Below are 23,431 nucleotides of genomic sequence, written 5' to 3'. Positions count from 1 at the left end.
CTGCTGCCTGGGCAGAGTGTGTGGCAGCCCGGGAGGTGCCGACCCCACTTTCTCGATGTTTCATGATGCATCATGAAAAGCTGGGAGGGGACCCGACAAGGACGGGGCACGGTTCACGAGAGCCCGGCCAGCCAATGCAGGTGCGCGCTACGCATAGTCTGTAGACTCAAAGGCATCTGGTAGCTGAACCTCTTTGAAAGGATTCGCTTTTTTGGGCGGGGGGGGTATGCCGCCAGAGAAACTCAGAAGACCTAGCAAGTCACTGATTGGAACGCTCGCCGAGAATATCCGGCGGCTGCGGCATGACCGTGGCCTGTCGCAAGAAGAACTGGCGGATACGTGCGGCCTTCATCGAACCTATGTCGGGTCGGTTGAACGCGGCGAACGCAACGTCACTCTGAGTTCCCTGGAATTGCTCGCTAAGGCGCTGGGCGTCTCCGTTGTTGAACTCCTGACACCGGAAGATGAATGACCGCTGCCCCGCCAACCGATCCACAAAGTTACGTCAAAGCAATCCGCGCCAAGGGCCTGAGTATCTACGATCCGATTACGGTTGGCGATCCGGACTTTTGGATTCCGACACCAGAGTTGCAGGCACTTCTGGACGATGGCTTGCGTGGCCTCTCCTTAGCGGGATTACCGCTACGGACACGCTCGAAAGTCGTCAAAACCCGCGTCTGCGAGGTTTTGGGCTATCCTGTCCCCAATTCGTTTCAGAAGACGCAGCCCCGGTTCCCAGGGCAGATGTTCGACACCTACACCCAGAAATCCAACAATTTGCAGGTCTGGAATGAAGAGCTTTCGGCGGCGCGCCGGTATGTGATCATCCGTGTTTCGGATGCGGATGTGATCGCACGGGTCAAGGTGGTCACGGGCGACACGCTAGCGCTGCTGGACACGACCGGAACGCTCACGCGGAAATATCAGGCGCGTTGTGTTCCAGGCGCTCAGGCTACGGAGTTGATCGCCGCGACAGATACGGATCGGCTCTTGCCATTCGTCGCGCCGAATATTGATCTGGGCCGGATCGCAACCCCCGGTGCTCCACCCTGCTGCGGGCCAGATTCTGCCGATTGAGGCAGTATTCGAGCGCCTGTCTGCGCTTGTCGGCAGACAGTTCGCAGACGCCGGAGCGGATCAGGAACGCAACCGTGGTGCTGCGCTGCATCGACTCGTGTGCCAGGCGCTGGGCTATCGCTCTTATCAGGATGACGGTCAATTCCCGGATGTGCGGCATCAGATTCTCGAAGTGAAGTTGCAAACCTCGCCGACCATCGACCTCGGCCTTGTGACGCCGGAGAGCGTCGAACCACTGGATGTTCCTATGATCGGCGGCCAGCAAATCCGGCATTGCGATGTCCGGTACGGAATATTCTGCGGTGTGGCTGCCAATGGCACCGTGACTCTGACGCATTTCTTCGTGACGACCGGTGCGGCCTTCTTCACGCGCTTCCCGCAGTTTCAGGGCAAGGTTTTGAACGCGAAGCTCCAGATCCCGCTACCTGCAGACTTCTTCGATACCTAGCCCGAGTGCCTGCCACACAAGGCTGTCAAGTTCGCGCTCCAATTCCTCCGCCTGGGGCGCATGGTTGGCTTCATAGATCGCCTTCGCACGGGCGATAATGTCCCGTGAGAGTGGCAAAACGGGATCGGGCAGCGGAAACTGCTCGACATACTGCGTGATGAAGCGCCGTCGTCCAGCATAGAGCTTGTTGTTGAATCGGTGATCGTAAAACGACTCGGCAAACGTCGAGTTCGCGACCGCGCAAGCCAGCCAGAGCAAGTCCGCGTCATCCTCGCGGCTTGCCACAAGCCAGTAGCAATCGCCGTTCACCACGGAACCGTCGAGATCGATCCAGAAGGTCGGACGCTCGGAAATGTCCCGGAACACCAGCTTGGGCGCGCTCCACGCCTGTGGGTCTTGCGGCACCCATATCTCATACCAGCGTCGCCCGGCTTCGATAACATAGGAGCGGCTTTCGAGTGCCAAGCGGTGCGACTCCAGATAGGCGCGGCTCTTTGGGTAATTCTCAAGCGGGATCGCCTGTCTGCTTCCTTGCACGACTTCATGCGGATAGAGAATGGCGCGGACTTTTTTCGGCAGTGTGGCCCGGAACCGTCCGGCTCCGTGATGCGTGGTCAACGGACGCAATAGCTCGGGCTTGTCCGCGCCGAAGGCGCCGTCCCAATCGTGCCGAATGAAGATTTTGTCCGCGCAGGTCTTGACCCCGACGCGGACTTTACCGATCTCACCGAAACGCTTCCATGTGTGGCGATCTACGATGGCTAGCCATTCATCACCGGACTCGGACGCCAGCCGCCACACGTCGCTGCAACTTTCAGAAGAGTCCAAAACGCCGTGGCGTACAAGGAAACGTCGCCCGTCCTCCACGGCCACAATGCCAGTGTGAACCAACGCCTCTACCGGATCGGATGCATGGGCGTCGGGTTCGTCCTTGACTTCATATATCGATGTGAAACGTGGGGCGTCGGCGGAGTTCGAGGCCGTTCCCCGCGCAACGAGCACGGCAGGAAGAACAGCGGCGCTAAAGAGTTTTGTATCGCCAAAGTCCCAGATTTCGCAGAGATCGAACCGCTGGCGCAATGCCGAACGCAGCGCGCCACCTCCCTTGGTCGTCATGAAGCGGTTCGAGACGATTATTCCCGCCGCGCCGTCCGGGGCGAGTACCTGTGCCATGCCCAGAAGGAACGCCTGATACAAATCCACGCGCCCGGTGAGGCCAAAGGTGCTGGCGAGTTGCTGCGCGCGCTCCGATCCCATGATCTGGGTGCGAACGTAGGGCGGATTTGCGATAACTAGATCGAATGTCGGGGTTTCGTTTCCAGAAAACAGGGTCGGCGCTGCCGTATTACTGTCTGCTTCCAGTGCGAAATCTAAAAAATTTCCTAGCGTCAGTTCAAGCCGCGCGTTCGGGTACGCCGCGCGAATGCGCCGCGCTGACTCGTCAAGCGCCGAAACATCGGTGTCGAACCCGCGAACGTGCAGGGCTGCTCGAGTCTTGTCCTTCAAGGCGTCCAGCATTGCCAGCACAAGCGCGCCGTCACCAATGGCCGGATCAAGGATGGTGATCGCTTCCCTGCCTTCAAGCGCGGCGTTCTCAACGATCCGCTCCGCCACGAACCGCGCCAGATTGTCGGGTGTGTAGGTCGCGCCATGCGCCTTTTCGGCGTCAACGCTCTTGTAGCGGCGGGAAGTGTTTTGAACGGCGGGGTGATGCATGCGAACTCCGAATTTCCTTGCTACTCATAGTGTTCTTTTCAATGGGCGGGGTCAAGGCGTAAGTGCCTGTGGTTCCAAACACTCCCCCGAAAACTAAGCGCTAATGGAGAACCGCATCTAGGGACGCGCTCCTTGGCCGAAGTCCAGCCTCGGAAGGCTGGCGGCATCGGACGGTTGGTCAGGATTGCACAAGGGCAGGAATGCCCTTTGCTCGTGGGTTCGACGGACATGGCAGCGAAGCCGAAGGGCGGCGCGAAGAAGGCGTTCGCCATCCCTTTGTCGCGGCCGATGATCCGCTGCATCCTGCGGACGATGCGGGCCGCGCGCATCCTCTATCCGGACCAGGCCGAGTTCTGGCTGTTTCCCGCCGACAGCGACAGCGGGCATTTGGTCGAGCACAAGGAAGATCGGGACGTGCTGTCGAGATGGGGCAACGATCTGCGCCAGAGCTACCGGACGCTTGCGCAGGCGGCCGGCGTATCGGAACTCGACGTCCACCTGCTGATGAACCATTCCCTGCCCGGCGTGAACGCCGGCTACATCACGCGGGACAGCCTGCTGCGGGACCATCTGCGCAAGCGGCAGGAGCGCATCTCCAAGGTCATCATCGACAGCGCCAGGGGCAAGGCGGAAGGAGCGGATCTGGCTTGGCTGTATCACGCGAAGGTGGACATTCTGCCGGTGCTGCCCGAGGAGGGTTTGCACGCAGCGGCCTGACTGACCATTGGCTGCCATAGCTCTCGCTATGGCTCATATTCCGTCGGAACACCCCTTCGCCACCATACTGAATATATGCCATTTTAGCACCAAATGGTGCTAAGTGTGGTGCTAAGCGACGGAGACAAGGCGATGCGATCGACGATCAACATAGACGACACCCTCATCGACAAGGCCCGGTCCTTGACGGGAACGAAGGAAACGGCCGCGCTTGTCCGTCAGGCTTTGGAGACCTTGGTGCGTGTCGAGGCCGGCAAGCGGCTCATTGCGCTCGGCGGGACCATGCCGGATGCCGAGGCCGCCCCACGCCGCAGGAGCGCAGCGCGCAAATGATCCTGGCCGATACCTCGGTCTGGATCGACCATTTCAGGCATTCCAGCGCTTCGCTGCGCGCGGTTATCGAGAACGACGCCTTGCTTTGCCATCCGGCGATCATCGGCGAACTTGCGCTCGGCAGCCTTCGCGACCGGCGCACCGTCCTGTCCTTCCTGAACGCCCAGCGTGAAGTGGCCGTGGCGACCCACGACGAAGTCATGGGCATGATCGACCACCATGGGCTTTTCAGCATGGGGATCGGATACACCGATGCGCACCTCCTGGCCTCCACGCTGATCGACAGCCGTGCGGAACTCTGGACGAATGACAGGCGGCTGCAAGCCGCAGCCCAAAAGGCCGATGCCCGAGTCTATCGCCCAACGACACAGCCGAGCTAACGATCTAAAGCACTGGAGCATCGCCGCGACCAGATGGCCCGGTTCGGGCGGCGTCGCCTCATCAGTGCGCTTGATATGCTCATGAATGTGCATATATTGTGCTCTGATTGGTACGAGGTAGGTGCGATGGCTCACGTTGACAAAGCAGAAGCGGCAATCGTGTCGGGCTTCGTGCAGAGCCTGCAGGAGCCCAGGACGCCCTACATTTCCCCGAAGCGGCTCTCGAAGGTGCTCGGGGTCCAGGTCGCGAATCTGGCCCAGTTGACGGGTGTGCATCGCAATACCCTGCGCAACCCTTCGTCCGAGCGCCTTCAGAGCCGGCTGCGCGAAATGGTCAAAGTCATCACGGCCGCCGCCACGATCACCGGAGACATCGACAAGGCGATCTATTGGTTCCGGAACGAGCCGATTGTTGACTATGATCACAAGACGGCTGCTGAACTCGTCGCGGAGGGCCACAGCGAGGCGGTTTTGAGCTATCTCCGCGATCTGGAGAACGGGGCGCGGGGATGAAGATCATCCGGGTCGGACCGGATGAGGTCTTTCACCGCTACCTGACTCCCAAATGGGCGTTCGCACCCGCCAGCGGCGCAGGTGCTGCCGGCGATGGTGGCCGTTTCAACCGGCCCGGCGTCGAGGCATTGTATCTCTCGCGGGCGCCGCAGACCGCCCTGGAAGAATACCAGCAGGGCGCGTCGATTGTCCCGCCTGGCACGCTGGCGGCCTATATCGTCACGCTCGATCAGGTCGCCGACCTCTCGGCAGGCTTCGATCCTGCGACATGGTCGAAGGAATGGGCCGCATGGGACTGCCCGTGGCGGAAAATCGCTCGGATCGCCCGGAAGATCCCGCCTTCATGGCACCTGTCGGATTCTCTGATTGAGGCGGGATGCCGCGGCCTGCTGTTCCCGTCGCTGCGCCATGCCGGTGGCACCAACCTGGTGGTCTTCAACGCGAATCTGACGCCGGAGGACTCGGTCGTTGTTCATGACCCTGAATGCCGATTGCCGAAGGACCAATCATCATGGCCGGTTTCATAGCGCTCCAGAGTGCGGTCAAAGCTGAGGCTTCTGGTTCCTCATCTTCTTGAATCCCTTGTCCGCCGCCATGAACCGCTGGAGCATGGGCGCGACCAGCTTGCCGGGATCGAGCGGCGTCGCCTCTCCTGAGGCCTGAGCGAGGATCTCGGCATAGGCGACGAGGTCGCGGTGGACGGCGGCGGGCAGTTCGACGGTGATCTTCACCGGCTTGTCGTCGGGGATGGCGGAGAGCCTCAGCTTCGTCATGAACGTTCCTTTGCGGCGCCGTAGGGCTTCATCACCAAATCGCGGTTGACGAGGACCCGCACGGGGAAGCCGGGCCGGATAGTGAGGGTCGGCTGGATGTTGAGCTGGCGGCGGACGAGCTGCTGGCCGACGTCGGAGGCGGTGTCCTGGCTGCTCTCGCGGATCGCCTTGGCGATCTCGTTCTCGTCGTCGCCGGCGCCGATCTCGGTGCCGATGCCGAGCAGGGTCGAAAGTAAGGCGGCGCGGACAAGCTGGCCCCAATGGTAGTCATGACGAGCCGGGTCCATGACAGCCCGACGGGCACCCATCTCCTCATCCCGCAGGGCGCCCGTCGGGCTGTCATGGACGGGGCTCGTCACCTGGGCCGTGACCTGCCCCGGCAGGTCCCGAATGCTCGCTCTTGGTCCTTTCCATTGTCGGGTCACCCTTCGGGATCAAAGCAGGCCTCAGTCGGGGCGTCGGCTCACGCACAGGTTCACTACCCGATGCCTGCCGCGCACCGAGGCGCAAGACTGCTTCGTATATTGAGTCTGCAGAATCGCGAAATGACCATCACATGGGTGGAGGAGATCACCCCTCTCGCGCCGGCCGACACCGATGCCGCATGTTGGCTGAAGCAGGCCCGGCGATCGTCGCGATAAGGACCCGAATGGCAAAGGAGCCGAACCTATAGGGGGCTGTGTTGGTCGTGATCACCAGGGATGTCAGTATTTGGCCCGATCTGGATCGCGACCACAGGCCGGACCGGATTCCGTTGACGAACGGAGACCCTCCGATGAACAGTAATATTAAAATTATATTTGAATTGAACTCTTGAGCAGTTGACCTGTCGCACAAGACGCACGCCCCGCCAACTCGAGGCGGCCGCCAGTGGGATAAAGGTAGCGTTCAAGCTCGGCACACGAGATGATGAGCCTTCACCACGGCAAGAATCTTTCCGCCCCAGACTAAGGCCTGTGGGGATTCATCGAGAATTGATAACTGTGGCGACAAGGTAGATCATTGCTGAGAAGCTTTGGTCGGGTTTGTCGGCTCGCATGGCGATGCGTTTGAACTCTTTGAGATTGCAGAAGAAGTTCTCGATGAGATGGCGCCACTTGTAGAGTTCGCGGTCGAGAGGCAGTGGCGCTTTGCGCCGTGGATGCTGTGAGATGACGATCTTGGCGCTGCGGGCGTTGAGATCGTCGACGATCCAGTTGCTGTCGAAAGCCTTGTCGGCGATCAGACCGCCGAAATCGACACCTTCGATCAGTGGCTCGACGCCCACCGTGTCGAAGCGATGGCCCGGCAGGAGTTCGAAGCGCACGAGGTTGCCGAGCGCATCGGTCAGAGCGAGAATTTTGGTCGTCATGCCGCCTTTGGAGCGGCCTATGGCTTGGCTTTGAGTCCCCCTTTTGCGCCCTGCCCATGGCGGTGGACTTTGACGATCGTGGCATCGACCATGGCGTATTCCATATCCGGCTCTTCCGAGCAGGCTTCGAAAAGCCTCACGAAAACATCGGCTTTGCGCCAGTCGCTGTAGCGCCGGAACGCCGTGCTCCAGTTGCCGAACATAGCCGGCAGATCACGCCACGGACTGCCGGTCCGCGCGATCCAAAGCACCGCTTCGATAAAGCGACGATTGCCGCCGCCACTGCGTCCAGGGTCGGCTCTCACCCGCGTTCATTCTGCTCAAGGCTGAACGCGAAGCCCTGCGGCTTTCCTATGCCGCCGCCGAAGCAGCCATGGCGGCAGAGCCGGGGAACGAAGACAGCGAGACGGTAGCTGACGCCGTTCTTGCCCGGATTTGGGAGAGCGATAATCGCCTCATGGCGACGCCCGCCGCCATCCCGGCCGACCTCGGCTTGAAGGCCGACTATCTCGCCGCCCAGCTCGAGGAATTCGAGCAGTTGGAGCGCCGCCACTGCGTGGCCATCGTGGCGGACCTCTGCCGCCTCTTCCCCACCACAGCACACACCCAGGGCGCCCACGCTATGCCGAAGACGATCCCGAGCCTTTATGCTGAATGGCTTTCCGCTCGCGCCCAGGTCGCGGCCGTCGAAGCCGGCGCCGATGATGACGACGAGGAAGGGGACCGCGATGGCGACCTTGCCCGGGCGATCATGGCAACACCCGCGGCGGACGCGCGGGACGTGTTCCGCATGATCGGCATCCTCGAGCACTACATGACGTTCGACAACGAACCCACCCTGTGGTCGGACAGCCGGGAAGTCCTGCTGCTCGCGAGCATCAAGGCCGACCTGCTGCGCTTGCAGCCCGGCCAGCAGTTCAAGGAATGACCGAGACGGCGCAAACCCCTCCGCTCACGACCAAAGCCCCGCGACAGCATCGCGGGGCTTTTTCGTATGCCGGCCAGCGCCCGAAGGGGCCGCCATCAGGCGCTAGGAGCGTGGGGCCGACAAGAAGGTCTCCACATCATCCAGGCAGTCGCTATAGAGCCGCCCGATGCAGCCGGAAACGACTGTGTTCGTCGATGTGTCAACGATCATGTAGCCGACGCCGTGCTCGGCGCGCCGCCAGGAGCGCGCTGGCGTCTTGAACATGCGGAAGCCACCCTTTGCGAGCGCTCGACGCGCGCGGGCTTCCCGCGCCTCTTCTGAAGGCATGGCAACGGTATCCTTGAAACAGGATGATCCACCGTTGCGGCGATCCCGAACCCCCGTCTGTGGACATTGACAGGGCCGAGGGGCACACGCGGCGCCCATGCGTGACAATTCTGGATGAACAGGGCCATAGCATCAAGTGCTATGGAGCAACCCGCCACGGGGCTTTCATTGCGGGCGCCGCGCTGAACCAGGCCGTACCGTCGCAGTTCCGGCGCTCGACGGTATGATGGCGGCAGGAGGGGCGCGACATGGCCATGGGATCGCGAGGAACAGCGGGCGGAGACAAGCGCGACGTATTCAGCCGCCGTGCCCGCCGTCTGATGCGGTGGCGGCCCGGCGAGATGCGCAGAATCAAGCGGCGGTACATCAAGCGGTGGCGCAAGATCGCCCGCATCGTCGTGAACCGCGACGCCAATTCCATCATCCCGGAGTAAACGAACCGCCGCGCCGCACTTCCCGGCGGATTGATGCTTCAGCATGCCCCGCCGCCGCGCCGAACGCGTCAAATAGGGCAAGGTCCATTGGACGCACCCTCACTCAAGGTGCGTCCAATAGGATGATATTGACATTTCGGACGCCATGACGTTCAATCTTTAGACCCTAACGGACACATTTGGGCTGGGGCGGGACAATGTCGGGCGCGCTCATAGGATACGGGCGGAGTTCCACCACCGAGCAGGAGGCAGGCCTCGAGGCACAGCGCCGCGACCTCACGGCGGCCGGGTGCGCCAAAGTCTATCTAGAACGCGCCTCCGCCGTGAGCGAGCGGGCGGTGCTTCGCCAGGCGCTCGATTACGTGCGTGAGGGCGACACCCTCGTCATCACCAAAATTGACCGGCTCGCCCGATCCACAATTAACCTATGGGACATCGTGCGCGGCCTGGACGCGAAGGGTGTCGGGCTCCGGGTGCTGAACCTTGGCGGGGAGACTGTCGACACCCGCAGCGCCACCGGGCGGCTGATTCTGACGATCTTCGCCGGCTTTGCCCAGTTTGAACGCGAAATGATGTTGGAGAGACAGCGCGAGGGCATCGCCAAGGCCAAGGCGGAAGGAAAGTACACGGGGCGGAAGCCCACCGCGCGCGCGAAGGCCACGGACGCCCTGAAGCTGCACGCCGAGGGCAAGACGCCCACTGAAATCGCCAAGGCCCTCGGCATCGGCCGGGCCTCGGTTTACCGAATCATTCAGGGTGCAGCGGAAACCGCCACCGCATGAGCGCGAGCACCGCCCGGGCATCCCCTTCGCGGTGGCGACACGGTGGCGACAACGACAAATTCCAGATCCACGCGGGAAACCGGAAAAGCCAAAAACGATTTTATTGTCTTTGATTTGATGGCGCGCCGGGGAAGATTCGAACTCCCGACCCCCAGATTCGTAGTCTGGTGCTCTATCCAGCTGAGCTACCGGCGCCTCTTGCCCGAAACCGGTGGGAACCGGTCTGGAAGGGAAGCCCTTCCGGGGCGTCGCGGCGTAGGAGCGCCGCGAGGACCCGTCAGCTACTCCCTTTCTTTGGCCCATGCAAGACCGCGCAAGCGAGAAAAGCGCAACGAGCCGACGACCGTGTGGAAAACTCCGCCACGCGACAATGGCTCAGCCGCAAGCTGGCGCAGGTTGGCCTTCACCGGAACATTCAGACGCTCCGGTCCTGGATGTTCGGCAAGAACCTGATAGGTCCCAGGACGGAGGACGACATCCACGCCATCACCCGGGCCTACCCGACGAGATCCTACGGCGATCGGGACTGGGCAGAATGCTGGAACGCGATCCGTGAGCTGCGTGCGCTGCACATCTCCGCTGGCAACCGGCTCACGGGCCTCGTGGCGAGGCATTGTGGGGCTGCCGTCCACGAAGCATCCAATGTCGAGTTGAGCGTGGACCTCGGGTTTGGCAGGGCCTGGATCGACGAGGTTGCCGCGATCGACGAGGAGCTCCGGCCGTGTCCGGCATCGTTCGCCAACCGTCTCCACTGGATCGACGCTGGCTGGAGGGACCGGGCTGTTCGCTTTTCCATGAAACGGGAGGATGCATGATGGCGGTCATGATCCCTCCCCACGTGGCCCCTCCAGCCGATGGAGGTTCCGGCGAGATCCCGCGCCAGCTTCATGGCCGCGATGACCTTGCTGAAGCGCCCGTCCTCCGATGTCGCATGACTGCCGTTGGTGCCCATGGGATGAGTTCGGCGCTCCTTCCCGCATGCTTTTTACGCTGCGGCACTGCAACTTGGAGACGAGGCGCCAGGCGCGCAATGCGGCACTTTATCTGAAATCTCGATTATCTGAAAATCCGATTAGTTGGTCGGCCGCTGTCTCAATCGGAAGCCCGATGTGCCGCGTGACCTCCGCCAGCCCCGCTATGCCCGTCTGCGCCAATTGGTGACCGAGGCCCGCAAGGCGGCCGGCCTGTCCCAGGCGGCGGTGGCAGAGAAGCTCGGCCGGCCCCAATCCTACATCGCCGACATCGAGCGCAACGAGCGACGCATCGACGTGATCGAGTTCCTGGCCCTGGCCGATGCCATCAGCTTCGATCCCTTGGGCGTGCTCGAAGAGGTGCGCGCGGTTCCGGCCGAGTAACGCCGGCGCCGCTATGAAGCCAGTCCCCGCTCCCGCAACCCGGACCGCAGGCTCTCGGCCGCACCCATGTCCCGCACGACGATGCGCACGTCCAGCGGCCAGTTCCTCGCCAGCTCCAGCGCGCGCAGGATGGCGTCGTTGATCCATCGGTCGTCGTTGCCGAAGGCGCCGCCCCCGAGCCGGGTCAGGTACACCCTCGCCGATCCGCCGCGCCCGAGGTTCTCCATCGCGGCCAGCAGCGTCGCCTCGTAGGCAGCCTCCAGCACCAGCCGGGCGAAAGTTGACCAGAGCGCCGTGGGCACGCTCCGCTGGTAGCTGACCGGCAAGGCTGAGCAGAACGCCTGCGTGACGATAGAGCTTGAACGCCTTGTCCCGGCCCTTGGCGTTGCGGACGGCGATGTCGGATAGGGGCATGTGTTGGTATCTGGCCAATGCCGTGTTTTCGATACCAACACAAATGCCAACAAATTTCCCGGATGCCAACGAGCTCAAGCGAACGCGGATGACGGCTTTCTGGCTCCAACTACCTGATATCGTACGATCTTTCCGGGCCTCGGCGACCCGGAGCGAACCTCGGCGGCGCTGGAAATGGTGGGCCCGGCAGGACTCGAACCTGCAACCAGACCGTTATGAGCGGTCAGCTCTAACCATTGAGCTACAGGCCCCCGGGGCCGAGGCGGAGGCCGCCGCCGGGTTGCGGCTCCTCGTCTAGCAATCCCGTCGTCGGCGAACAACAGGGGAGCGCGCGCGCCGGGCGTGGACGGGCGCAAAACGCGTGGATGGCGGCAAGGCACGCCGCGCGCCGCCGCAATGGCGCCGCGTTCGCAGCGTCGTCTCCCGCCCGAAGGCCCAGGCGGGCCGCGCCATGCAACAGCCCGAAGGAAACGCACATGCTCCTCGCTCGGTCCGGTCCGGCGTCCGTCATCCGCGCTCCGCGCCGCGTGGTCGCCCACGCCGTGGCGGCGGCGGTGGCCACCCTGCTGCTCGCGGGCGGGCCCGCCGCGGCGGCCGCGACACTGACCGTGGTGGGCGAGGCGCGCCTGTCCGCGCCGCCGGACATGGCGGTCCTCACCACCGGCACCATGACCAGCGCCAAGACCGCCGATGACGCCCTCGCCGCCAATTCCAAGGCGGTGACGGAGGTGATCGCGGCCCTCAAGGCCGCCGGCATCGAGCCGCGGGACATCGCCACCGCGAACTTCTCCATCCAGCCGCAATATTCCTTTCCCCAGCAGGGCTCGCGCGAGGCGCCCAAGCTGATCGGCTTCGAGGTGCGCAATTCCGTGCGCGTCACCGTGCGCGACCTCGCCAGGCTGGGGGCGCTGCTGGACAAGGTGGTGCAGTCGGGCGCCAACCAGGCGTCGGGCCTGTCCTTCGCCCTCGCCGAGCCGGGCCAGCTCGACCGCGAGGCGCGGAGCGCGGCGGTCAAGGACGCCATGGACCAGGCGAAGGCGCTTGCCGCCGCCGCCGGCGTGCGGCTGACCCGCATCGTGTCGATCCAGCCCGAGACGCAGGGCGGCGGCCCGCTGCCGCCGGTGCCCATGATGATGAAGGCCGATGCGGCCCGCATGTCGGTGCCGGTGGAGGCGGGCGAGATCGAGGTGCGCGCCCGCACCCTGATGGTCTACGAGATCGAGCCCATGTAGGCGTGCAGGCGAGAGGGCCGAGGCCCCCGGACGCTTCCGGTCGCCTCCGGTCGAGACCCGGTGCCGCAGCACCGGCCCGGCTTTGCAGGGCGGGCGCTTGCCCGCTTCCGGCGCTGTGATAGATCAGAAAGGGTGACCGATTCGGGCGCGCGTTCGGCGCAGCTGGTTGCGTGTTTCGTCGGGTTTTCTTGATCAGCCTTCGGGTTTGCCGCAGGACCGCTCATGTCGCCTCCCTGGGGATGGCCAGCGCTTCCGGTCGCAACCGGCGGGCCATCCGGCCGGCGGGTGCAGTATGCTGCCCTGCCGTATCGCGTGCGGCGCGACGGCGAGGTGCAGATCCGCCTCATCACCTCCCGCGAGACCCGCCGCTGGGTGATCCCCAAGGGCTGGCCCATGAAGGGCCTGTCCCCGCCCAAGACCGCGGCGCGCGAAGCCTATGAAGAGGCCGGGCTGGTGGGGGTCGTGTCCCGCGAGCCGCTGGGCCTGTACACCTACGAGAAGCGGCTCGGCACGCGCTCGGTGCTGTGCGACGTGCTGGTGTTTCCGCTCAAGGTGAAGCGGCTGCTGGAAAAGTGGCCCGAGCGCTTCCAGCGCTACGGCTTCTGGTTCTCCATCGACAGCGCCGCCGCCGCGGTCCAGGAAGAGGATCTTTCCGAGCTGATCCGGAGCTTCGGCGAGATCATGGCCCGCAGGTGGGCGGCCAAACAGCTGGAGGCCGAGCAGAAGGGGCGGGAAAAGGCTGCGTCGAAGGAACAGCCGGAGCGCGCACCGCCCGCCGCCGGGCAGGTCGAGGCGCCTCCCGCGCAAGCCCCGGCGCCACAAGACACGTCGCAACAGGACCCGTCGGCGAAGGCGAGGCCCGCCAGGCAGAAGCCCGTGAAGGCCAGGCCGAAGGCCGCCGCGCCTGTACCGGATGCCGTCGCCCGGTCCGGCGTGGCCGCCGCGGAGCCGGCGGCTGCACCGGACACTGGCGGGAAGGCGAAGTCCGACAAGGGGAAGGCCACAAAGGCCAAGCCGGAAAAGGCCGAGATCGAGAAGGCCAAGTTAGAGAAGGCCAAACCCGGGAAGGCCAAGCCAGAGAAGGCCAAGACCGGGAAGGCTCCGAAGGGGCGCAAGGTGGCGGAGGCGACTGGGGCGGAAGCGCATTGCGTCGCGGCAGATGCGGATGCCGCCAATGCGCCCGGCGCGAAGACGGCGATGAAGGGCAAGGGCGGCAAGGCCGTCGGGTCCGGTCAGGATCTGACGCCTCCCGACACGTCGTCCCAGGGCGACACATCCCGAGAGCCGCCACAGACGCTGCCGCCGGCCGCCGAGCCTTTCAAGGCCCTGCCGCGGCCCCGGCCGATCCGCAAGGCGGCCGTGGTCAGGAAAGCGGAGGCCGGTGCCAAATCCGTCACCAAGCCCGCAGCGAAAGCGGCGGTGCGGCTGCCGGAAAGGAAGGCGGCACCCGCCAAGAAGGCGACATCGGCGAAGAAGGTTCCGGCAGCCAAGAAGGCGCCGGCCGCACGGAAGGTGACGCCGGCGAAGATGCCTGCAAAAGGCTTCAAGGCGCCGGCCACGGGCAAGCGCGATGCGAAGACGCCTGCGGGGCCGGAAAAGCCCGGCTCCTGAGAGCCTGTTAGAAAATCCCGCCGGGAAGCCTTTCGGCAGGTGGGCGCTCTACCCGGCTCGTCATGGCCGGGCTTGTCCCGGCCATCCCCCGAGGCGGACACGCGGCGCGGGTGGAGGCACATCGGGCGGCGTTCGGGTTCCGCGCCCGCAGGCGCGGAACGCCCCTGCCGGATGAAGCTCCTGCAGGCCGGCTTCGTCGCGACACCCGGAATCGGAATGCCGCGACCGGACCGTCAGGCGACGGGCGCCACCGCCTTGCGGTAGAGATGCCATGTGGCATGGCCCAGCACCGGCAGCACCACGATGAGGCCGAGGAAGACCGGCACCGCGCCGGCCGCGAGCAGGGCGACCACGATAAGGCCCCAGAAGATCATGGGGCCAGGGCTCGCCAGCACCGCCTGCACGCTGGTGATCATGGCCGTGACCACGTCGAGGTCGCGATCCATCAGCAGCGGGAACGACACCACGGTGATGGAGAACAGGCCCAGCGCCAGCGCCGCGCCCACCACATGGCCCACCGCCAGGAAGCTCAGGCCGTCCGAGGTGGTGAACACCACGTGCAGGAACTCGCTGAAGGTCCCGAACGAGGCGAAGCCGAGGAACAGCGCCAGCAGCAGGCGCACCTGGTACATCCAGATGATGAAGGCGAAGATGGTGACGAAGGCCATCCATCCCAGTTCCCTCTGGCGCTGGGCGAAGACCGTGGAGAACACCCCTTTCAGGGTGGGCTGCCGCCCGGCCTCAAGCTCCCGGCTCACGTCGTAGAGCCCGGCGGCCACGAACGGGCCGATCAGCACCGAGCCCGCGAACAGCGGGTAGGCCAGATAGCCAAGATCCAGCGCGAACACGCAGGACACGATGAGGATGCCGCCGAAGGCATAGATCGCCCCCAAAAGGGCGCCGATGACGGGCGCGCGATTGAAATCCTGCACCCCGGCGAGGAGGGCATCCTTCACGTCGGCAAAGGTAATGGCGCGCACGACAGGCGCCGCCGGCCCGGCTTGCGCCGGCCGATCAAGAATGGTGGCCATGTCTCAACTCCCTGACGGCCACGTTGGGCCTCTTATGTTTTGCTGAGAGAGTGAGGTCGCTTCGGCCGGTTGTAAAGGGAAACGAAGGGCGGGGCCGGGTCGGCTCATGCCCCGTCGTCCTTCACCGGCTCCATCACCACGTAGGTGGAGGTGCTCGCCACGTGGGGCAGGGCGGAGATCTTCTCCCCCAGCACCTCGCGATAGCGGCGGATGTCGCGGGTTCGCACCTTGAGCAGATAGTCGAACGGCCCCGCGATCATGTGGCAGGCTTCCACCTCCTTGATCCTGAGCACCGCCGCGTTGAAGGCTCCGAGCGCCTTCTCGGTGGTCTCGGAGAGCTTCACCTCGGTAAAGGCGATGTGCTCAAGCCGGAGCTTCACCGGATCGAGCACCGCACGGAAGCCCCGGATATAGCCCTCGTCCATCAGCCGCTTGAGCCGCGCCTGGCACGGGCTGCGCGACAGGCCCACCCGCGCCGCGAGGTCGGTGACGGACATGCGCCCGTCCTCCACCAGCGCGGCGATGATGCGGGCATCGAAGGCACCAATATGGCTGTCTGAGGCGTCATTTTCCATCAAACTGGTCTCATTTACAGCAAATTGGAGATAGTATGAATGGTATCTGGGGTCATGAAAAGGCGAATTGCCTCAATATCCTGGGCTAGGATGTTGCACATCGCCGAACCGGTCCCGCCCGCGACGGTCCGCGGGCCGGCAGACGAGGGAATATTCGCCATGAGCCGCGCCATGATCAGCGCCGTTGACGCCCCTTCAGCCGTACCCGAAGCCGCCGTCCCCTTTGCCGCCTTCGCGCCGCCGGCCGGCCCGCGCCCGGCCCTGCGCGAGGCCCTCGCCGCCGCCCATCGCCGTCCCGAGCGGGAGGCCATCGCCGATCTCCTGCCCGCCGCCCGCATTCCCGGCGAGATGCGCGGGCGCATCGCCGCGCGGGCGGGGGATCTCGTCACCCGGCTGCGGGCGAAGCCGCGCGGGTCGGTGGTGGCGGCGCTGGTGCGCGAATATGCCCTCTCCAGCCAGGAGGGCGTCGCCCTCATGTGTCTTGCCGAGGCGCTGCTGCGCATTCCCGACAGCGCCACCCGCGACGCCCTCATCCGCGACAAGATCGGTCATGGCGACTGGCAGGCGCATCTGGGCGGCGGGCGCTCCCTGTTCGTGAACGCGGCCACCTGGGGCCTTGTCCTCACCGGCAGGCTCGCCGCCACCGCCGATGACGGGCGGTTGTCCACCGCGCTCACCCGCCTCGTGGCGCGCTGCGGCGAACCCCTGATCCGGCGCGCGGTGGATATGGCCATCGGCCTGATGGGCGCCGAGTTCGTCATGGGCCGAACCATCGAGGAGGCGCTTCACCGCGCTGGCAAGCGCGAGGCGCAGGGCTTCTCCTATTCCTTCGACATGCTGGGCGAGGCGGCCATGACGGCGGCCGACGCGGAGCGCTATTTCGAGGCCTATCGCGGGGCCATCGCGGCCATCGGCAATGCCTCGGCTGGGCGGGGCATCCAGGCGGGGCCGGGCATCTCGGTGAAGCTCTCCGCGCTGCATCCGCGCTATGCCCGTGCCAAGGCCGGGCGGGTGATGGCGGAACTGCTGCCGCGGCTCGAAGCGCTGGCACTGCAGGCGCGGCGTCACGACATCGGCCTCACCATTGATGCGGAGGAGCAGGACCGCCTCGAACTCTCCCTCGACCTCCTGGAGGCGCTTTGCGCCCATCCCGGCCTTGCGGGGTGGAACGGCATCGGCTTCGTGGTGCAGGCCTATGGCAAGCGCTGCCCGGCGGTCCTCGATGTCCTTATCGACCTTGGCCGGCGCACTGGCCGGCGCATCATGGTGCGCCTGGTGAAGGGCGCCTATTGGGATGGCGAGATCAAGCGCGCGCAGGTGGACGGGATGGCGGATTTTCCCGTCTTCACCCGCAAGGTGCACACCGATTTGTGCTACATGGCCGGCGCCCGCAGGCTGCTCGCCGCGCGCGATGCGGTCTTCCCCCAGTTCGCCACCCACAATGCCCAGACGCTGGCCGCCATTTACGAGCTGGCGGGGCCGGATTTCCGCGCGGGCGACTACGAGTTCCAGTGCCTCCACGGCATGGGGGAGTCGCTGTACGAGGAGGTGGTGGGGCCGCTCGGCCGGCCGTGCCGCATCTATGCGCCGGTGGGCACCCACGAGACGCTGCTCGCCTATCTGGTGCGGCGGCTGCTGGAGAATGGCGCCAACTCCTCCTTCGTCCACCGCCTCGCCGATGACAATGTGCCCCTGGCCGATCTGATCGCCGATCCGGCCGAGACGGTGGCCGCCATGCCGGATCCGGGCGCGCCCAGCCCGGCCATCGCCGCCCCGCGCGACCTTTACGGGAAGCGGGCCAATTCACGGGGCCTCGACCTGTCGAGCGACGCCGTGCTGGCCGCCCTGGGCCAGGCCCTCGCCGCCGGTTGCGCGACGCCGTGGCGCGCGGCCCCGGCGGGCGGCGGCGGGCCGGCGCGGGCGATCCTCAATCCGGGCGACCATCGCGACCGGGTGGGGGAGGTGCGCGAGGCCGGCGCGGATGATGTGGCGCGGGCGGTGGCGATTGCCGCCGGCGCGGCTCCCGGCTGGGCGGCGCGGGCGCCGGCGGAGCGGGCCGCCCCGCTGCGCGTGGCCGCCGACATGCTGGAGGCGCAGATGCCCCACCTTCTCGGCCTCATCATGCGCGAGGCGGGCAAGTCCGCCGCCAATGCGGTGGCCGAGGTGCGCGAGGCGGTGGACTTCCTGCGCTATTATGCGGACGAGGCCGAGGCGCGCCTCTCCCGGGATCATCGCCCCCTCGGTCCGGTGGCCTGCATCAGCCCGTGGAACTTCCCCCTCGCCATCTTCACCGGGCAGGTGGCGGCGGCGCTGGCGGCGGGCAATCCCGTGCTCGCCAAGCCCGCGGAGGAGACGCCCCTCATCGCCGCCGAGGCGGTGCGCCTCCTCCACGCCGCCGGCATCCCGCAGGACGTGCTCCACCTGCTGCCCGGCGATGGATCGGTCGGCGCGGCGCTGGTGGCGGCGCCGGAAGTGGCGGGCGTCATGTTCACCGGCTCCACGGAGGTGGCGCGCCGGATTGCCGAAGTGCTCTCCCGCCGCCTGTCGCCCACGGGACGGCCGGTGCCGCTCATCGCCGAGACCGGCGGGCAGAACGCCATGATCGTGGATTCGTCCGCTTTGCCCGAGCAGGTGGTGGCGGATGTGCTGGCCTCCGCTTTCGACAGCGCCGGCCAGCGCTGCTCCGCCCTGCGCGTCCTGTGCCTTCAGGAGGAGGTGGCCGACGCCATGCTCGCCATGCTCAAGGGAGCCATGGCGGAGCTGGAGATCGGCCGCACGGATCGCCTGTGCGTGGATGTGGGCCCGGTCATCACCCAAGAGGCGCAGGCCGGCATCGAGGCGCATGTGGCCGCCATGGCGGCGCGGGGCTGCCGCGTCCATCGCATGCCTCTGCCGGCGGAGGCGGCCCACGGCACGTTCGTGGCGCCGACGCTGATCGAGATTTCATCCATGGCCGATCTCACCCGCGAGGTGTTCGGCCCGGTGCTGCATGTGCTGCGCTGGCGGCGGGCGGATCTCGGCCGCCTCCTCGCCGACATCGACGCCACCGGCTACGGCCTCACCTTCGGCCTGCACACGCGGCTGGACGAGACCATCGCTGAGGTGACGGGCAAGGCGGGGGCCGGCAACCTTTATGTGAACCGCAACATGATCGGCGCGGTGGTGGGGGTGCAGCCCTTCGGCGGCCACGGCCTGTCCGGCACCGGGCCGAAGGCGGGCGGGCCGCTTTATCTCGGCCGGCTGGTCCGGGGGCCGGCCTTCGCGCTGGGCGCGGGCACGGCGGACAGGACGGCGCTGGCCTTCGCCGACTGGCTGGAGGCGGGCGGGCGCGCGGACGACGCAGCGGCGGTGCGGGCGCTGGCGGACGCCGTTCCCCTCGGCCTCGCGCGCGAACTGCCGGGCCCGGTGGGCGAGCGCAACACCTGGCGGCTGCGGCCGCGCGGCACCCTGCTGCTGCTTCCGGTGACGCAGACCGGGCTGATGCGCCAGATCGGCACGGCGCTGGCCACCGGCAACCGGGCGGTGGTGGAGGCCGGGGCAGGGCTCCTGAACCATCTCGCGGGCCTGCCGCCATCGGTGGCGGCGCGCATCCGCACGGAAGGCGGGGGCGCGCCCTTCGCGGCGGCGCTGGCGGAAGGGGAGGGCGCGCGGCTCATGGCCGTGGCGCAGCGCCTTGCCGCGCTGCCGGGGCCGATCGTGCCGCTCCATGCGGCGGCACCGGAGGAGGTCGCGGCCTCGCCATTCGCCTTTCCGCCGCACCTGCTGCTGGAAGAAGTTTCGCTCAGCGTGAACACGGCGGCGGCGGGCGGCAATGCGAGCCTCCTGGCCGTGGCCTGAGGGCGCCACCGCCCGGACGCGTCCTATTGCTTGCGCAGGCTGGCCGCGAGGGCGCCGAGGCTCGCCTGGCAGGGCGGCGTCACCTCGTCCTTGTGCTCCTTGAGACACTGGACGAGACGCCCGCCGCCGGGCTGCACGCCCGCGCACAGCTTCTTCACGTCGGCCTCGCAGGCGGTGCGCAGGGCCTTGGCCTGCTCGGGCGAGATGTTCTGTGCCCGGGCCTCGGGGGCGAGCCCCAGCGCGAGGCCGAAGGCGAGCAGCGGCATGGCGAGGACGGACGCAAGAGGGGCACGGGACATGATGGTTCTCCTCATCTTCCGGCCGCCCTTCGCATCGGGCGGCCGCTGGCTGGCGCGACCCTGGCGGGCGCAGGTTACGGGGGCATGCCGTATGCGTGACAACGGGTTACGAAATGTAACAGGTCGGAGGGCCGGCCTCAGACGCCCGGCAGCTTCGTTCCGGTGATCTGCGCATAGAGCCGCGCCACGGAGGCGTCGTCGTCCCGCCCCATGCCCGATGCGGAGGCGGCGAGGAACATCTGGAGCGCGGCGGCGGAGACCGGCACCGGGAATTTCGCGCTGCGGGCCATGTCCTGGACGATGCCGAGGTCCTTCACGAAGATATCCACCGCGCTCTTCGGGGTATAGTCGCCGGCGAGCACGTGGGGCATGCGGTTCTCGAACATCCAGCTGTTGCCGGCGGATGCAGTGATCACCTCGTACACCTTCTTCAGGTCGAGCCCCTGCCGCGCGGCGAAGGCCATGGCCTCGCAGGCGGCGGCGATGTGCACCCCGGCGAGCAGCTGGTTGATCATCTTGAAGGCCGCGCCAGCCCCCGGCGCGTCCCCCAGCGTGTAGAGCTTGGCCGCCATGGCGTCGAGGGCCGGGTGGGCCCTGGCGAAGGCGGCCGGGCTGCCGGAGGCGAGAATGGTGAGCGCGCCTTCCGCCGCCCGCTGCGCGCCGCCGGAGATGGGGGCGTCGAGATAATGCCGCCCTGTGGCCTCGAGCCGCGCGGCGAGGGCGCGGGCGGCGTCCGGGTCCATGGTGGCGCAGGAGATGAAGACGGCGCCGTCCGGAAGGGCCTGGGCCACACCGTCGGGGCCGAACAGGACGGCCTCGGTCTGCGCGGCGTTCACCACCACGCTCACCACCATGTCGGCGCCCTCGGCCGCTTCGGCCGGGGATGCGGCGCCGCGCCCGCCCTGCGCGACGAAGCGGGCCACGGCCTCCTCGCCCACGTCGCAGCCGGCGACGTCGATCCCCGCCCGCAGCAGGGATTGTGCCATGCCGAGGCCCATGGAACCGAGCCCGATGACGCCGGCGCGCCTGGTGGTGGTCTTGGGCGTTTCAGCGGTGCTGGTCGTTTCAGCGGTGCTGGTCATGGGCGTGCTCCCGGTTCGCGATGCCGGCGCCGACCGCCGGAGCATCGTGCTTTTGGCCTTTGTAGGAGCGGCGGCGGGAACCTTCAAATCGTTTGAGCACGGCCGATGCTGGCCACGCGCGCAAATGGCCGGTATTGCGCCACATGCACAAATGAAAAGAGCCCGTTCCGGGGAACGGGCTCTCGGGTTCGACAGGGAACGCGGCTGCGTCAGTAGACGCCACCGGCGCGCGGCGGCTGGGCGGCGCCGGCCGCCGGCTTCGACGCCGGTTTGGCACCGTCCGGCTTGGCAGACGCGGTGGCCGGCTTGGGCTTCTGGGGCTTCTGCTGGGCCTGCTGCGGCTTGCCGGTGTTCGGCAGGGCTGCCAGTAACTGCACCTTGGGCGTCTTGTCCATGGCGATGAGGTCGGAAATGGTGCCGAACTTGTAGCCCTTGGCGATCAGCTCATCGAGCACGCGCGGCATGGCCGCCACGGTGGTGGGATAGATGTCGTGGGCGAGCACGATGGCGCCCGGCGTCACCTGGGCCATGATGGCGTCATGCACCTTCTGGCTGTCGCGGAATTTCCAGTCGTTGGGGTCCACGGCCCAGTTGACGGTGGTGAGGCCGTACTTTTCCTCGATCATGGTCCGCAGCGACGGTTTCATGGAGCCGTAGGGCGGGCGCAGATACATGGGCCGCTTGCCGGTGACCTGGAAGATGGCCTCGGACGTATTGCCCAGCTCCTTCTCCACCGCCGCCTGGCTGATGCGCGTGAGCTGCGGGTGGCTCCAGGAATGGCTGCCGATCTCGTGGCCCTCGTCGGCGATCATCTTCAGCACTTCGGGATGCTTGGCCACCATGTTGCCGAGCACGAAGAAGGTGGCCTTGATGCCGCGTTCCTTCAGGATGGCGAGCAGCTGGGGTGTGGTCTCCGGGTTGGGGCCGTCGTCGAACGTCATGGCGATGTAATTGCCATCCACGTTGAACGACTTGTAGGTGTAGTTCTTGCGCGGGGTCACCACCGGCGGGGGAGCCGGCGCGGGCGCCGGCGCCACGGCTTCAGCGTGCGCGGCGTTGCCCTGCGCCCCCTTGGCCTGCGCGCCCTGGGGGTTTTGGGAGATGGACTGCGTGGTGGCAGGTCCATCGTCCCTCACGGCCTTGGCGGACGTGAGCATGGGGGAGATCGCCACGCCGGCGCCGACGGCGCTCGCGACCAGAATACCAGAAACGATCAGGAGCGGCTTCACGGTGGCGGCTTCCCAGCTGTAATTCCATCTGGGTCACAGCCTCACGCGTTTTTGTGGATAAATCGTGAAGCGTGGTCGTCGCCGGCCTCCTTTTCTGCCGGGAGGGCACTTTCTTCGCGCCGGCGACGGGGCGGAATACCGGCAATGGTAATTTGCTCCGCAGGTCCGCCCCTCAGCGCTGGAGGCCCCAGCGGCGCACCGTGCGTTGCTCCACCGCGCGGAACAGCACCTCCACCGCAAGGCCGATGAGGATCACCGTGACGAGGCCGGCGAAGACGCGGTCGGTCAGAAGCTCGTTGCGGTTGCGGTAGACGAACCAGCCGAGCCCGCCGGCGCGGGAGGAGACGCCGAACACCAGCTCCGCCGCGATCAGGGTGCGCCAGGCGAAGGCCCAGGCGATCTTGAGCCCTGAGAGCAGCGAGGGCAGGGCGGCCGGAATGAGGATCAGCCCCACGTAGGAGAGGCCTTTCAGCCCGTAATTGCGGCCGACGAGGCGCTGGGTCTCGGGCACCTGCTCGAAGCCGGTGAGCGCCGCGAGGGCGAACGGCCAGAGCACCGCATGCACCATCACCAGCAGCAGGCTGGCCTCCCCGAGGCCGAGCCACAGCATGGCCAGGGGCAAAAGCGCGATGGCGGGCAGGGGATTGAACATGGCGGTCAGCGTCAGCAGCACCTCTTTCAGGAAGGGCACCGCGATGGCCGCCGAGACCAGCACGAGGGCCAGCGCCACCGCCAGCACATAGCCCTTGGTGAGCACCGCGAGGGAGGCGAGGGCGGCGGGGAGAAGGTCTTCCTCGGTGAGCGCCGTGACGAGGGCCGAGATCGTATCGGTGAAGGTGGGGAACAGCAGCGGGTTGTTCTGCCACGCCGCCGCCACCTGCCACAAGGCGGCCAGCGCCGCCAGCACCACGGTGCGGCGCACCACGGTGAAGCTCCACAGCCGGGCGAAGGCCGCCTGCGGCGACAGGCGGGCGGGGGCCTCGGCGC

26 protein-coding genes, 2 tRNA genes and 2 pseudogenes are annotated in these 23,431 nt (G+C 66.3%); 16 read left to right on the top strand and 14 right to left on the bottom strand.

The features are described from left to right. Positions 1-226 precede the first annotated feature (226 nt). From K9U40_RS03810 to K9U40_RS03800, 3 genes are read left to right on the top strand one after another with little or no spacing between them, the layout of a single operon-like run. A complete protein-coding gene (locus K9U40_RS03810) occupies positions 227-472 on the top strand; it encodes a helix-turn-helix domain-containing protein (protein ID WP_282888884.1) in 246 nt (81 codons plus the stop codon). Beyond that, complete coding sequence (locus tag K9U40_RS03805) at positions 469-1,077, top strand: hypothetical protein (protein WP_282888883.1); 609 nt, start codon at positions 469-471, stop codon at positions 1,075-1,077. Before K9U40_RS03810 ends, K9U40_RS03805 begins: the two co-directional genes overlap by 4 nt. Beyond that, positions 1,040-1,525 (top strand): hypothetical protein, encoded by a 486-nt coding sequence (locus K9U40_RS03800; protein WP_282888882.1) that lies wholly within the window; start codon positions 1,040-1,042, stop codon positions 1,523-1,525. The genes K9U40_RS03805 and K9U40_RS03800 overlap by 38 nt, the downstream gene beginning before the upstream one ends. Here the strand turns inward: K9U40_RS03800 and K9U40_RS03795 are convergent. Next, on the bottom strand, positions 1,499-3,241 hold the full coding sequence (locus K9U40_RS03795) for an Eco57I restriction-modification methylase domain-containing protein (RefSeq protein WP_282888881.1): 1,743 nt from the start codon (positions 3,239-3,241) through the stop codon (positions 1,499-1,501). The genes K9U40_RS03800 and K9U40_RS03795 overlap by 27 nt on opposite strands. Positions 3,242-3,373: 132 nt before the next feature. On the opposite strand from K9U40_RS03795, the gene K9U40_RS03790 reads away from it, so the two are divergent. From K9U40_RS03790 to K9U40_RS03770, 5 genes are all read left to right on the top strand, one after another. Further along, positions 3,374-3,958, top strand: a complete 585-nt coding sequence (locus tag K9U40_RS03790; RefSeq protein WP_414114801.1) for a hypothetical protein — start codon at positions 3,374-3,376, stop codon at positions 3,956-3,958. 132 nt (positions 3,959-4,090) lie between these two features. Then, the gene (locus K9U40_RS03785) at positions 4,091-4,291 is read left to right on the top strand and encodes a type II toxin-antitoxin system VapB family antitoxin (RefSeq protein ID WP_282888880.1); all 201 of its coding nucleotides are present in this window, start codon (positions 4,091-4,093) and stop codon (positions 4,289-4,291) included. Further along, positions 4,288-4,671, top strand: a complete 384-nt coding sequence (locus tag K9U40_RS03780) for a type II toxin-antitoxin system VapC family toxin (protein WP_282888879.1) — start codon at positions 4,288-4,290, stop codon at positions 4,669-4,671. The genes K9U40_RS03785 and K9U40_RS03780 overlap by 4 nt, the downstream gene beginning before the upstream one ends. Positions 4,672-4,797: 126 nt before the next feature. Then, positions 4,798-5,184 carry a hypothetical protein gene (locus K9U40_RS03775; protein WP_234053603.1) on the top strand — a complete coding sequence of 129 codons (387 nt, stop codon included), beginning with the start codon at positions 4,798-4,800 and terminating at the stop codon, positions 5,182-5,184. Then, positions 5,181-5,711: an RES family NAD+ phosphorylase gene (locus K9U40_RS03770; RefSeq protein ID WP_282888878.1), complete on the top strand. Its 531-nt coding sequence runs from the start codon at positions 5,181-5,183 to the stop codon at positions 5,709-5,711. Before K9U40_RS03775 ends, K9U40_RS03770 begins: the two co-directional genes overlap by 4 nt. A 15-nt stretch (positions 5,712-5,726) precedes the next feature. On the opposite strand, the gene K9U40_RS03765 is transcribed toward K9U40_RS03770, so the two are convergent. From K9U40_RS03765 to K9U40_RS03755, 3 genes and pseudogenes are all read right to left on the bottom strand, one after another. Beyond that, positions 5,727-5,957 (bottom strand): DUF2274 domain-containing protein, encoded by a 231-nt coding sequence (locus K9U40_RS03765; RefSeq protein ID WP_282888877.1) that lies wholly within the window; start codon positions 5,955-5,957, stop codon positions 5,727-5,729. Further along, a pseudogene (locus K9U40_RS03760) lies at positions 5,954-6,226 on the bottom strand (TrbI/VirB10 family protein); the annotation flags it as partial. The gene K9U40_RS03765 and the pseudogene K9U40_RS03760, both read right to left, overlap by 4 nt. 695 nt (positions 6,227-6,921) lie before the next feature. Further along, positions 6,922-7,604 (bottom strand): annotated as a pseudogene (locus K9U40_RS03755) (IS5 family transposase); the annotation flags it as partial. Positions 7,605-7,765: 161 nt separating this feature from the next. Between K9U40_RS03755 and K9U40_RS03750 the strand changes: the two are divergent. Continuing rightward, positions 7,766-8,236, top strand: coding sequence for a hypothetical protein (locus tag K9U40_RS03750; protein WP_282888875.1), 471 nt, complete (start codon positions 7,766-7,768; stop codon positions 8,234-8,236). A 102-nt stretch (positions 8,237-8,338) separates the two neighbouring features. Here the strand turns inward: K9U40_RS03750 and K9U40_RS03745 are convergent, their stop codons facing one another. Beyond that, the gene (locus K9U40_RS03745; protein ID WP_282888874.1) at positions 8,339-8,563 is read right to left on the bottom strand and encodes a hypothetical protein; all 225 of its coding nucleotides are present in this window, start codon (positions 8,561-8,563) and stop codon (positions 8,339-8,341) included. Positions 8,564-8,811: 248 nt separating this feature from the next. Here K9U40_RS03745 and K9U40_RS03740 point away from each other — a divergent pair, with 248 nt between their 5' ends. Beyond that, on the top strand, positions 8,812-8,997 hold the full coding sequence (locus tag K9U40_RS03740; protein WP_282888873.1) for a hypothetical protein: 186 nt from the start codon (positions 8,812-8,814) through the stop codon (positions 8,995-8,997). 197 nt (positions 8,998-9,194) lie between these two features. Continuing rightward, positions 9,195-9,779 carry a recombinase family protein gene (locus K9U40_RS03735; protein ID WP_282888872.1) on the top strand — a complete coding sequence of 195 codons (585 nt, stop codon included), beginning with the start codon at positions 9,195-9,197 and terminating at the stop codon, positions 9,777-9,779. Positions 9,780-9,897: 118 nt separating this feature from the next. On the opposite strand, the gene K9U40_RS03730 is transcribed toward K9U40_RS03735, so the two are convergent. Next, positions 9,898-9,974: transfer RNA gene (locus K9U40_RS03730), tRNA-Arg, on the bottom strand. 152 nt (positions 9,975-10,126) lie between these two features. On the opposite strand from K9U40_RS03730, the gene K9U40_RS03725 reads away from it, so the two are divergent. Next, the gene (locus K9U40_RS03725; RefSeq protein ID WP_282888871.1) at positions 10,127-10,594 is read left to right on the top strand and encodes a hypothetical protein; all 468 of its coding nucleotides are present in this window, start codon (positions 10,127-10,129) and stop codon (positions 10,592-10,594) included. 294 nt (positions 10,595-10,888) lie between these two features. Further along, complete coding sequence (locus tag K9U40_RS03720) at positions 10,889-11,134, top strand: helix-turn-helix domain-containing protein (protein WP_282888870.1); 246 nt, start codon at positions 10,889-10,891, stop codon at positions 11,132-11,134. Between the two features lie 11 nt (positions 11,135-11,145). Here K9U40_RS03720 and K9U40_RS03715 read toward each other — a convergent pair whose 3' ends face one another. After that, complete coding sequence (locus K9U40_RS03715; RefSeq protein ID WP_282888869.1) at positions 11,146-11,460, bottom strand: hypothetical protein; 315 nt, start codon at positions 11,458-11,460, stop codon at positions 11,146-11,148. A gap of 263 nt (positions 11,461-11,723) precedes the next feature. Next, positions 11,724-11,799 (bottom strand) — tRNA-Ile (locus tag K9U40_RS03710). Positions 11,800-12,024: 225 nt separating this feature from the next. Between K9U40_RS03710 and K9U40_RS03705 the strand changes: the two genes are divergently transcribed. After that, a complete protein-coding gene (locus K9U40_RS03705; RefSeq protein WP_282888868.1) occupies positions 12,025-12,780 on the top strand; it encodes an SIMPL domain-containing protein in 756 nt (251 codons plus the stop codon). 285 nt (positions 12,781-13,065) lie between these two features. Continuing rightward, positions 13,066-14,391, top strand: coding sequence for an NUDIX hydrolase (locus tag K9U40_RS24675; RefSeq protein ID WP_349239406.1), 1,326 nt, complete (start codon positions 13,066-13,068; stop codon positions 14,389-14,391). Between the two features lie 233 nt (positions 14,392-14,624). Here K9U40_RS24675 and K9U40_RS03695 read toward each other — a convergent pair whose 3' ends face one another. Both K9U40_RS03695 and K9U40_RS03690 read right to left on the bottom strand, forming a co-directional pair. Beyond that, entirely contained in the window at positions 14,625-15,422 is a 798-nt protein-coding gene (locus K9U40_RS03695; protein ID WP_282888867.1) for a DUF2189 domain-containing protein, read from the bottom strand. A 104-nt stretch (positions 15,423-15,526) separates the two neighbouring features. Continuing rightward, positions 15,527-15,997 (bottom strand): Lrp/AsnC family transcriptional regulator, encoded by a 471-nt coding sequence (locus K9U40_RS03690; RefSeq protein ID WP_282888866.1) that lies wholly within the window; start codon positions 15,995-15,997, stop codon positions 15,527-15,529. Between the two features lie 171 nt (positions 15,998-16,168). Between K9U40_RS03690 and putA the strand changes: the two genes are divergently transcribed. Further along, the gene (gene putA / locus K9U40_RS03685) at positions 16,169-19,834 is read left to right on the top strand and encodes a bifunctional proline dehydrogenase/L-glutamate gamma-semialdehyde dehydrogenase PutA (RefSeq protein WP_282888865.1); all 3,666 of its coding nucleotides are present in this window, start codon (positions 16,169-16,171) and stop codon (positions 19,832-19,834) included. Positions 19,835-19,857: 23 nt separating this feature from the next. On the opposite strand, the gene K9U40_RS03680 is transcribed toward putA, so the two are convergent. From K9U40_RS03680 to K9U40_RS03665, 4 genes are all read right to left on the bottom strand, one after another. Beyond that, positions 19,858-20,133 carry a cysteine rich repeat-containing protein gene (locus tag K9U40_RS03680; RefSeq protein ID WP_282888864.1) on the bottom strand — a complete coding sequence of 92 codons (276 nt, stop codon included), beginning with the start codon at positions 20,131-20,133 and terminating at the stop codon, positions 19,858-19,860. A 137-nt stretch (positions 20,134-20,270) separates the two neighbouring features. Continuing rightward, complete coding sequence (gene ltnD, locus K9U40_RS03675) at positions 20,271-21,215, bottom strand: L-threonate dehydrogenase (RefSeq protein ID WP_282888863.1); 945 nt, start codon at positions 21,213-21,215, stop codon at positions 20,271-20,273. A gap of 209 nt (positions 21,216-21,424) precedes the next feature. Then, entirely contained in the window at positions 21,425-22,444 is a 1,020-nt protein-coding gene (locus tag K9U40_RS03670; protein ID WP_282888862.1) for a polysaccharide deacetylase family protein, read from the bottom strand. 172 nt (positions 22,445-22,616) lie between these two features. Next, a partial coding sequence (locus K9U40_RS03665; protein WP_349239405.1) for an ABC transporter permease occupies positions 22,617-23,431 on the bottom strand: 815 nt, incomplete at its 5' end.

This window comes from Xanthobacter autotrophicus (assembly GCF_030015065.1).
Lineage (GTDB): Bacteria > Pseudomonadota > Alphaproteobacteria > Rhizobiales > Xanthobacteraceae > Xanthobacter > Xanthobacter autotrophicus_D.
The sequence above is the reverse complement of the archived record's forward strand: the minus strand, read 5'-3'. Positions and strand labels throughout refer to the sequence as shown.

Coding starts and splice junctions, on each gene's coding strand:
- K9U40_RS03770 (WP_282888878.1), top strand. CDS start 5,181: ATGAAGATCATCCGGGTCGGACCGGATGAGGTCTTTCACCGCTACCTG.
- K9U40_RS03690 (WP_282888866.1), bottom strand. CDS start 15,997: ATGGAAAATGACGCCTCAGACAGCCATATTGGTGCCTTCGATGCCCGC.
- K9U40_RS03695 (WP_282888867.1), bottom strand. CDS start 15,422: ATGGCCACCATTCTTGATCGGCCGGCGCAAGCCGGGCCGGCGGCGCCT.
- K9U40_RS03740 (WP_282888873.1), top strand. CDS start 8,812: ATGGCCATGGGATCGCGAGGAACAGCGGGCGGAGACAAGCGCGACGTA.
- K9U40_RS03745 (WP_282888874.1), bottom strand. CDS start 8,563: ATGCCTTCAGAAGAGGCGCGGGAAGCCCGCGCGCGTCGAGCGCTCGCA.
- K9U40_RS03810 (WP_282888884.1), top strand. CDS start 227: ATGCCGCCAGAGAAACTCAGAAGACCTAGCAAGTCACTGATTGGAACG.
- K9U40_RS03735 (WP_282888872.1), top strand. CDS start 9,195: ATGTCGGGCGCGCTCATAGGATACGGGCGGAGTTCCACCACCGAGCAG.
- K9U40_RS03775 (WP_234053603.1), top strand. CDS start 4,798: ATGGCTCACGTTGACAAAGCAGAAGCGGCAATCGTGTCGGGCTTCGTG.
- K9U40_RS03680 (WP_282888864.1), bottom strand. CDS start 20,133: ATGTCCCGTGCCCCTCTTGCGTCCGTCCTCGCCATGCCGCTGCTCGCC.
- K9U40_RS03805 (WP_282888883.1), top strand. CDS start 469: ATGACCGCTGCCCCGCCAACCGATCCACAAAGTTACGTCAAAGCAATC.
- K9U40_RS03750 (WP_282888875.1), top strand. CDS start 7,766: ATGGCGACGCCCGCCGCCATCCCGGCCGACCTCGGCTTGAAGGCCGAC.
- ltnD (WP_282888863.1), bottom strand. CDS start 21,215: ATGACCAGCACCGCTGAAACGACCAGCACCGCTGAAACGCCCAAGACC.
- K9U40_RS03795 (WP_282888881.1), bottom strand. CDS start 3,241: ATGCATCACCCCGCCGTTCAAAACACTTCCCGCCGCTACAAGAGCGTT.
- K9U40_RS03780 (WP_282888879.1), top strand. CDS start 4,288: ATGATCCTGGCCGATACCTCGGTCTGGATCGACCATTTCAGGCATTCC.
- putA (WP_282888865.1), top strand. CDS start 16,169: ATGATCAGCGCCGTTGACGCCCCTTCAGCCGTACCCGAAGCCGCCGTC.
- K9U40_RS03765 (WP_282888877.1), bottom strand. CDS start 5,957: ATGACGAAGCTGAGGCTCTCCGCCATCCCCGACGACAAGCCGGTGAAG.
- K9U40_RS03705 (WP_282888868.1), top strand. CDS start 12,025: ATGCTCCTCGCTCGGTCCGGTCCGGCGTCCGTCATCCGCGCTCCGCGC.
- K9U40_RS03785 (WP_282888880.1), top strand. CDS start 4,091: ATGCGATCGACGATCAACATAGACGACACCCTCATCGACAAGGCCCGG.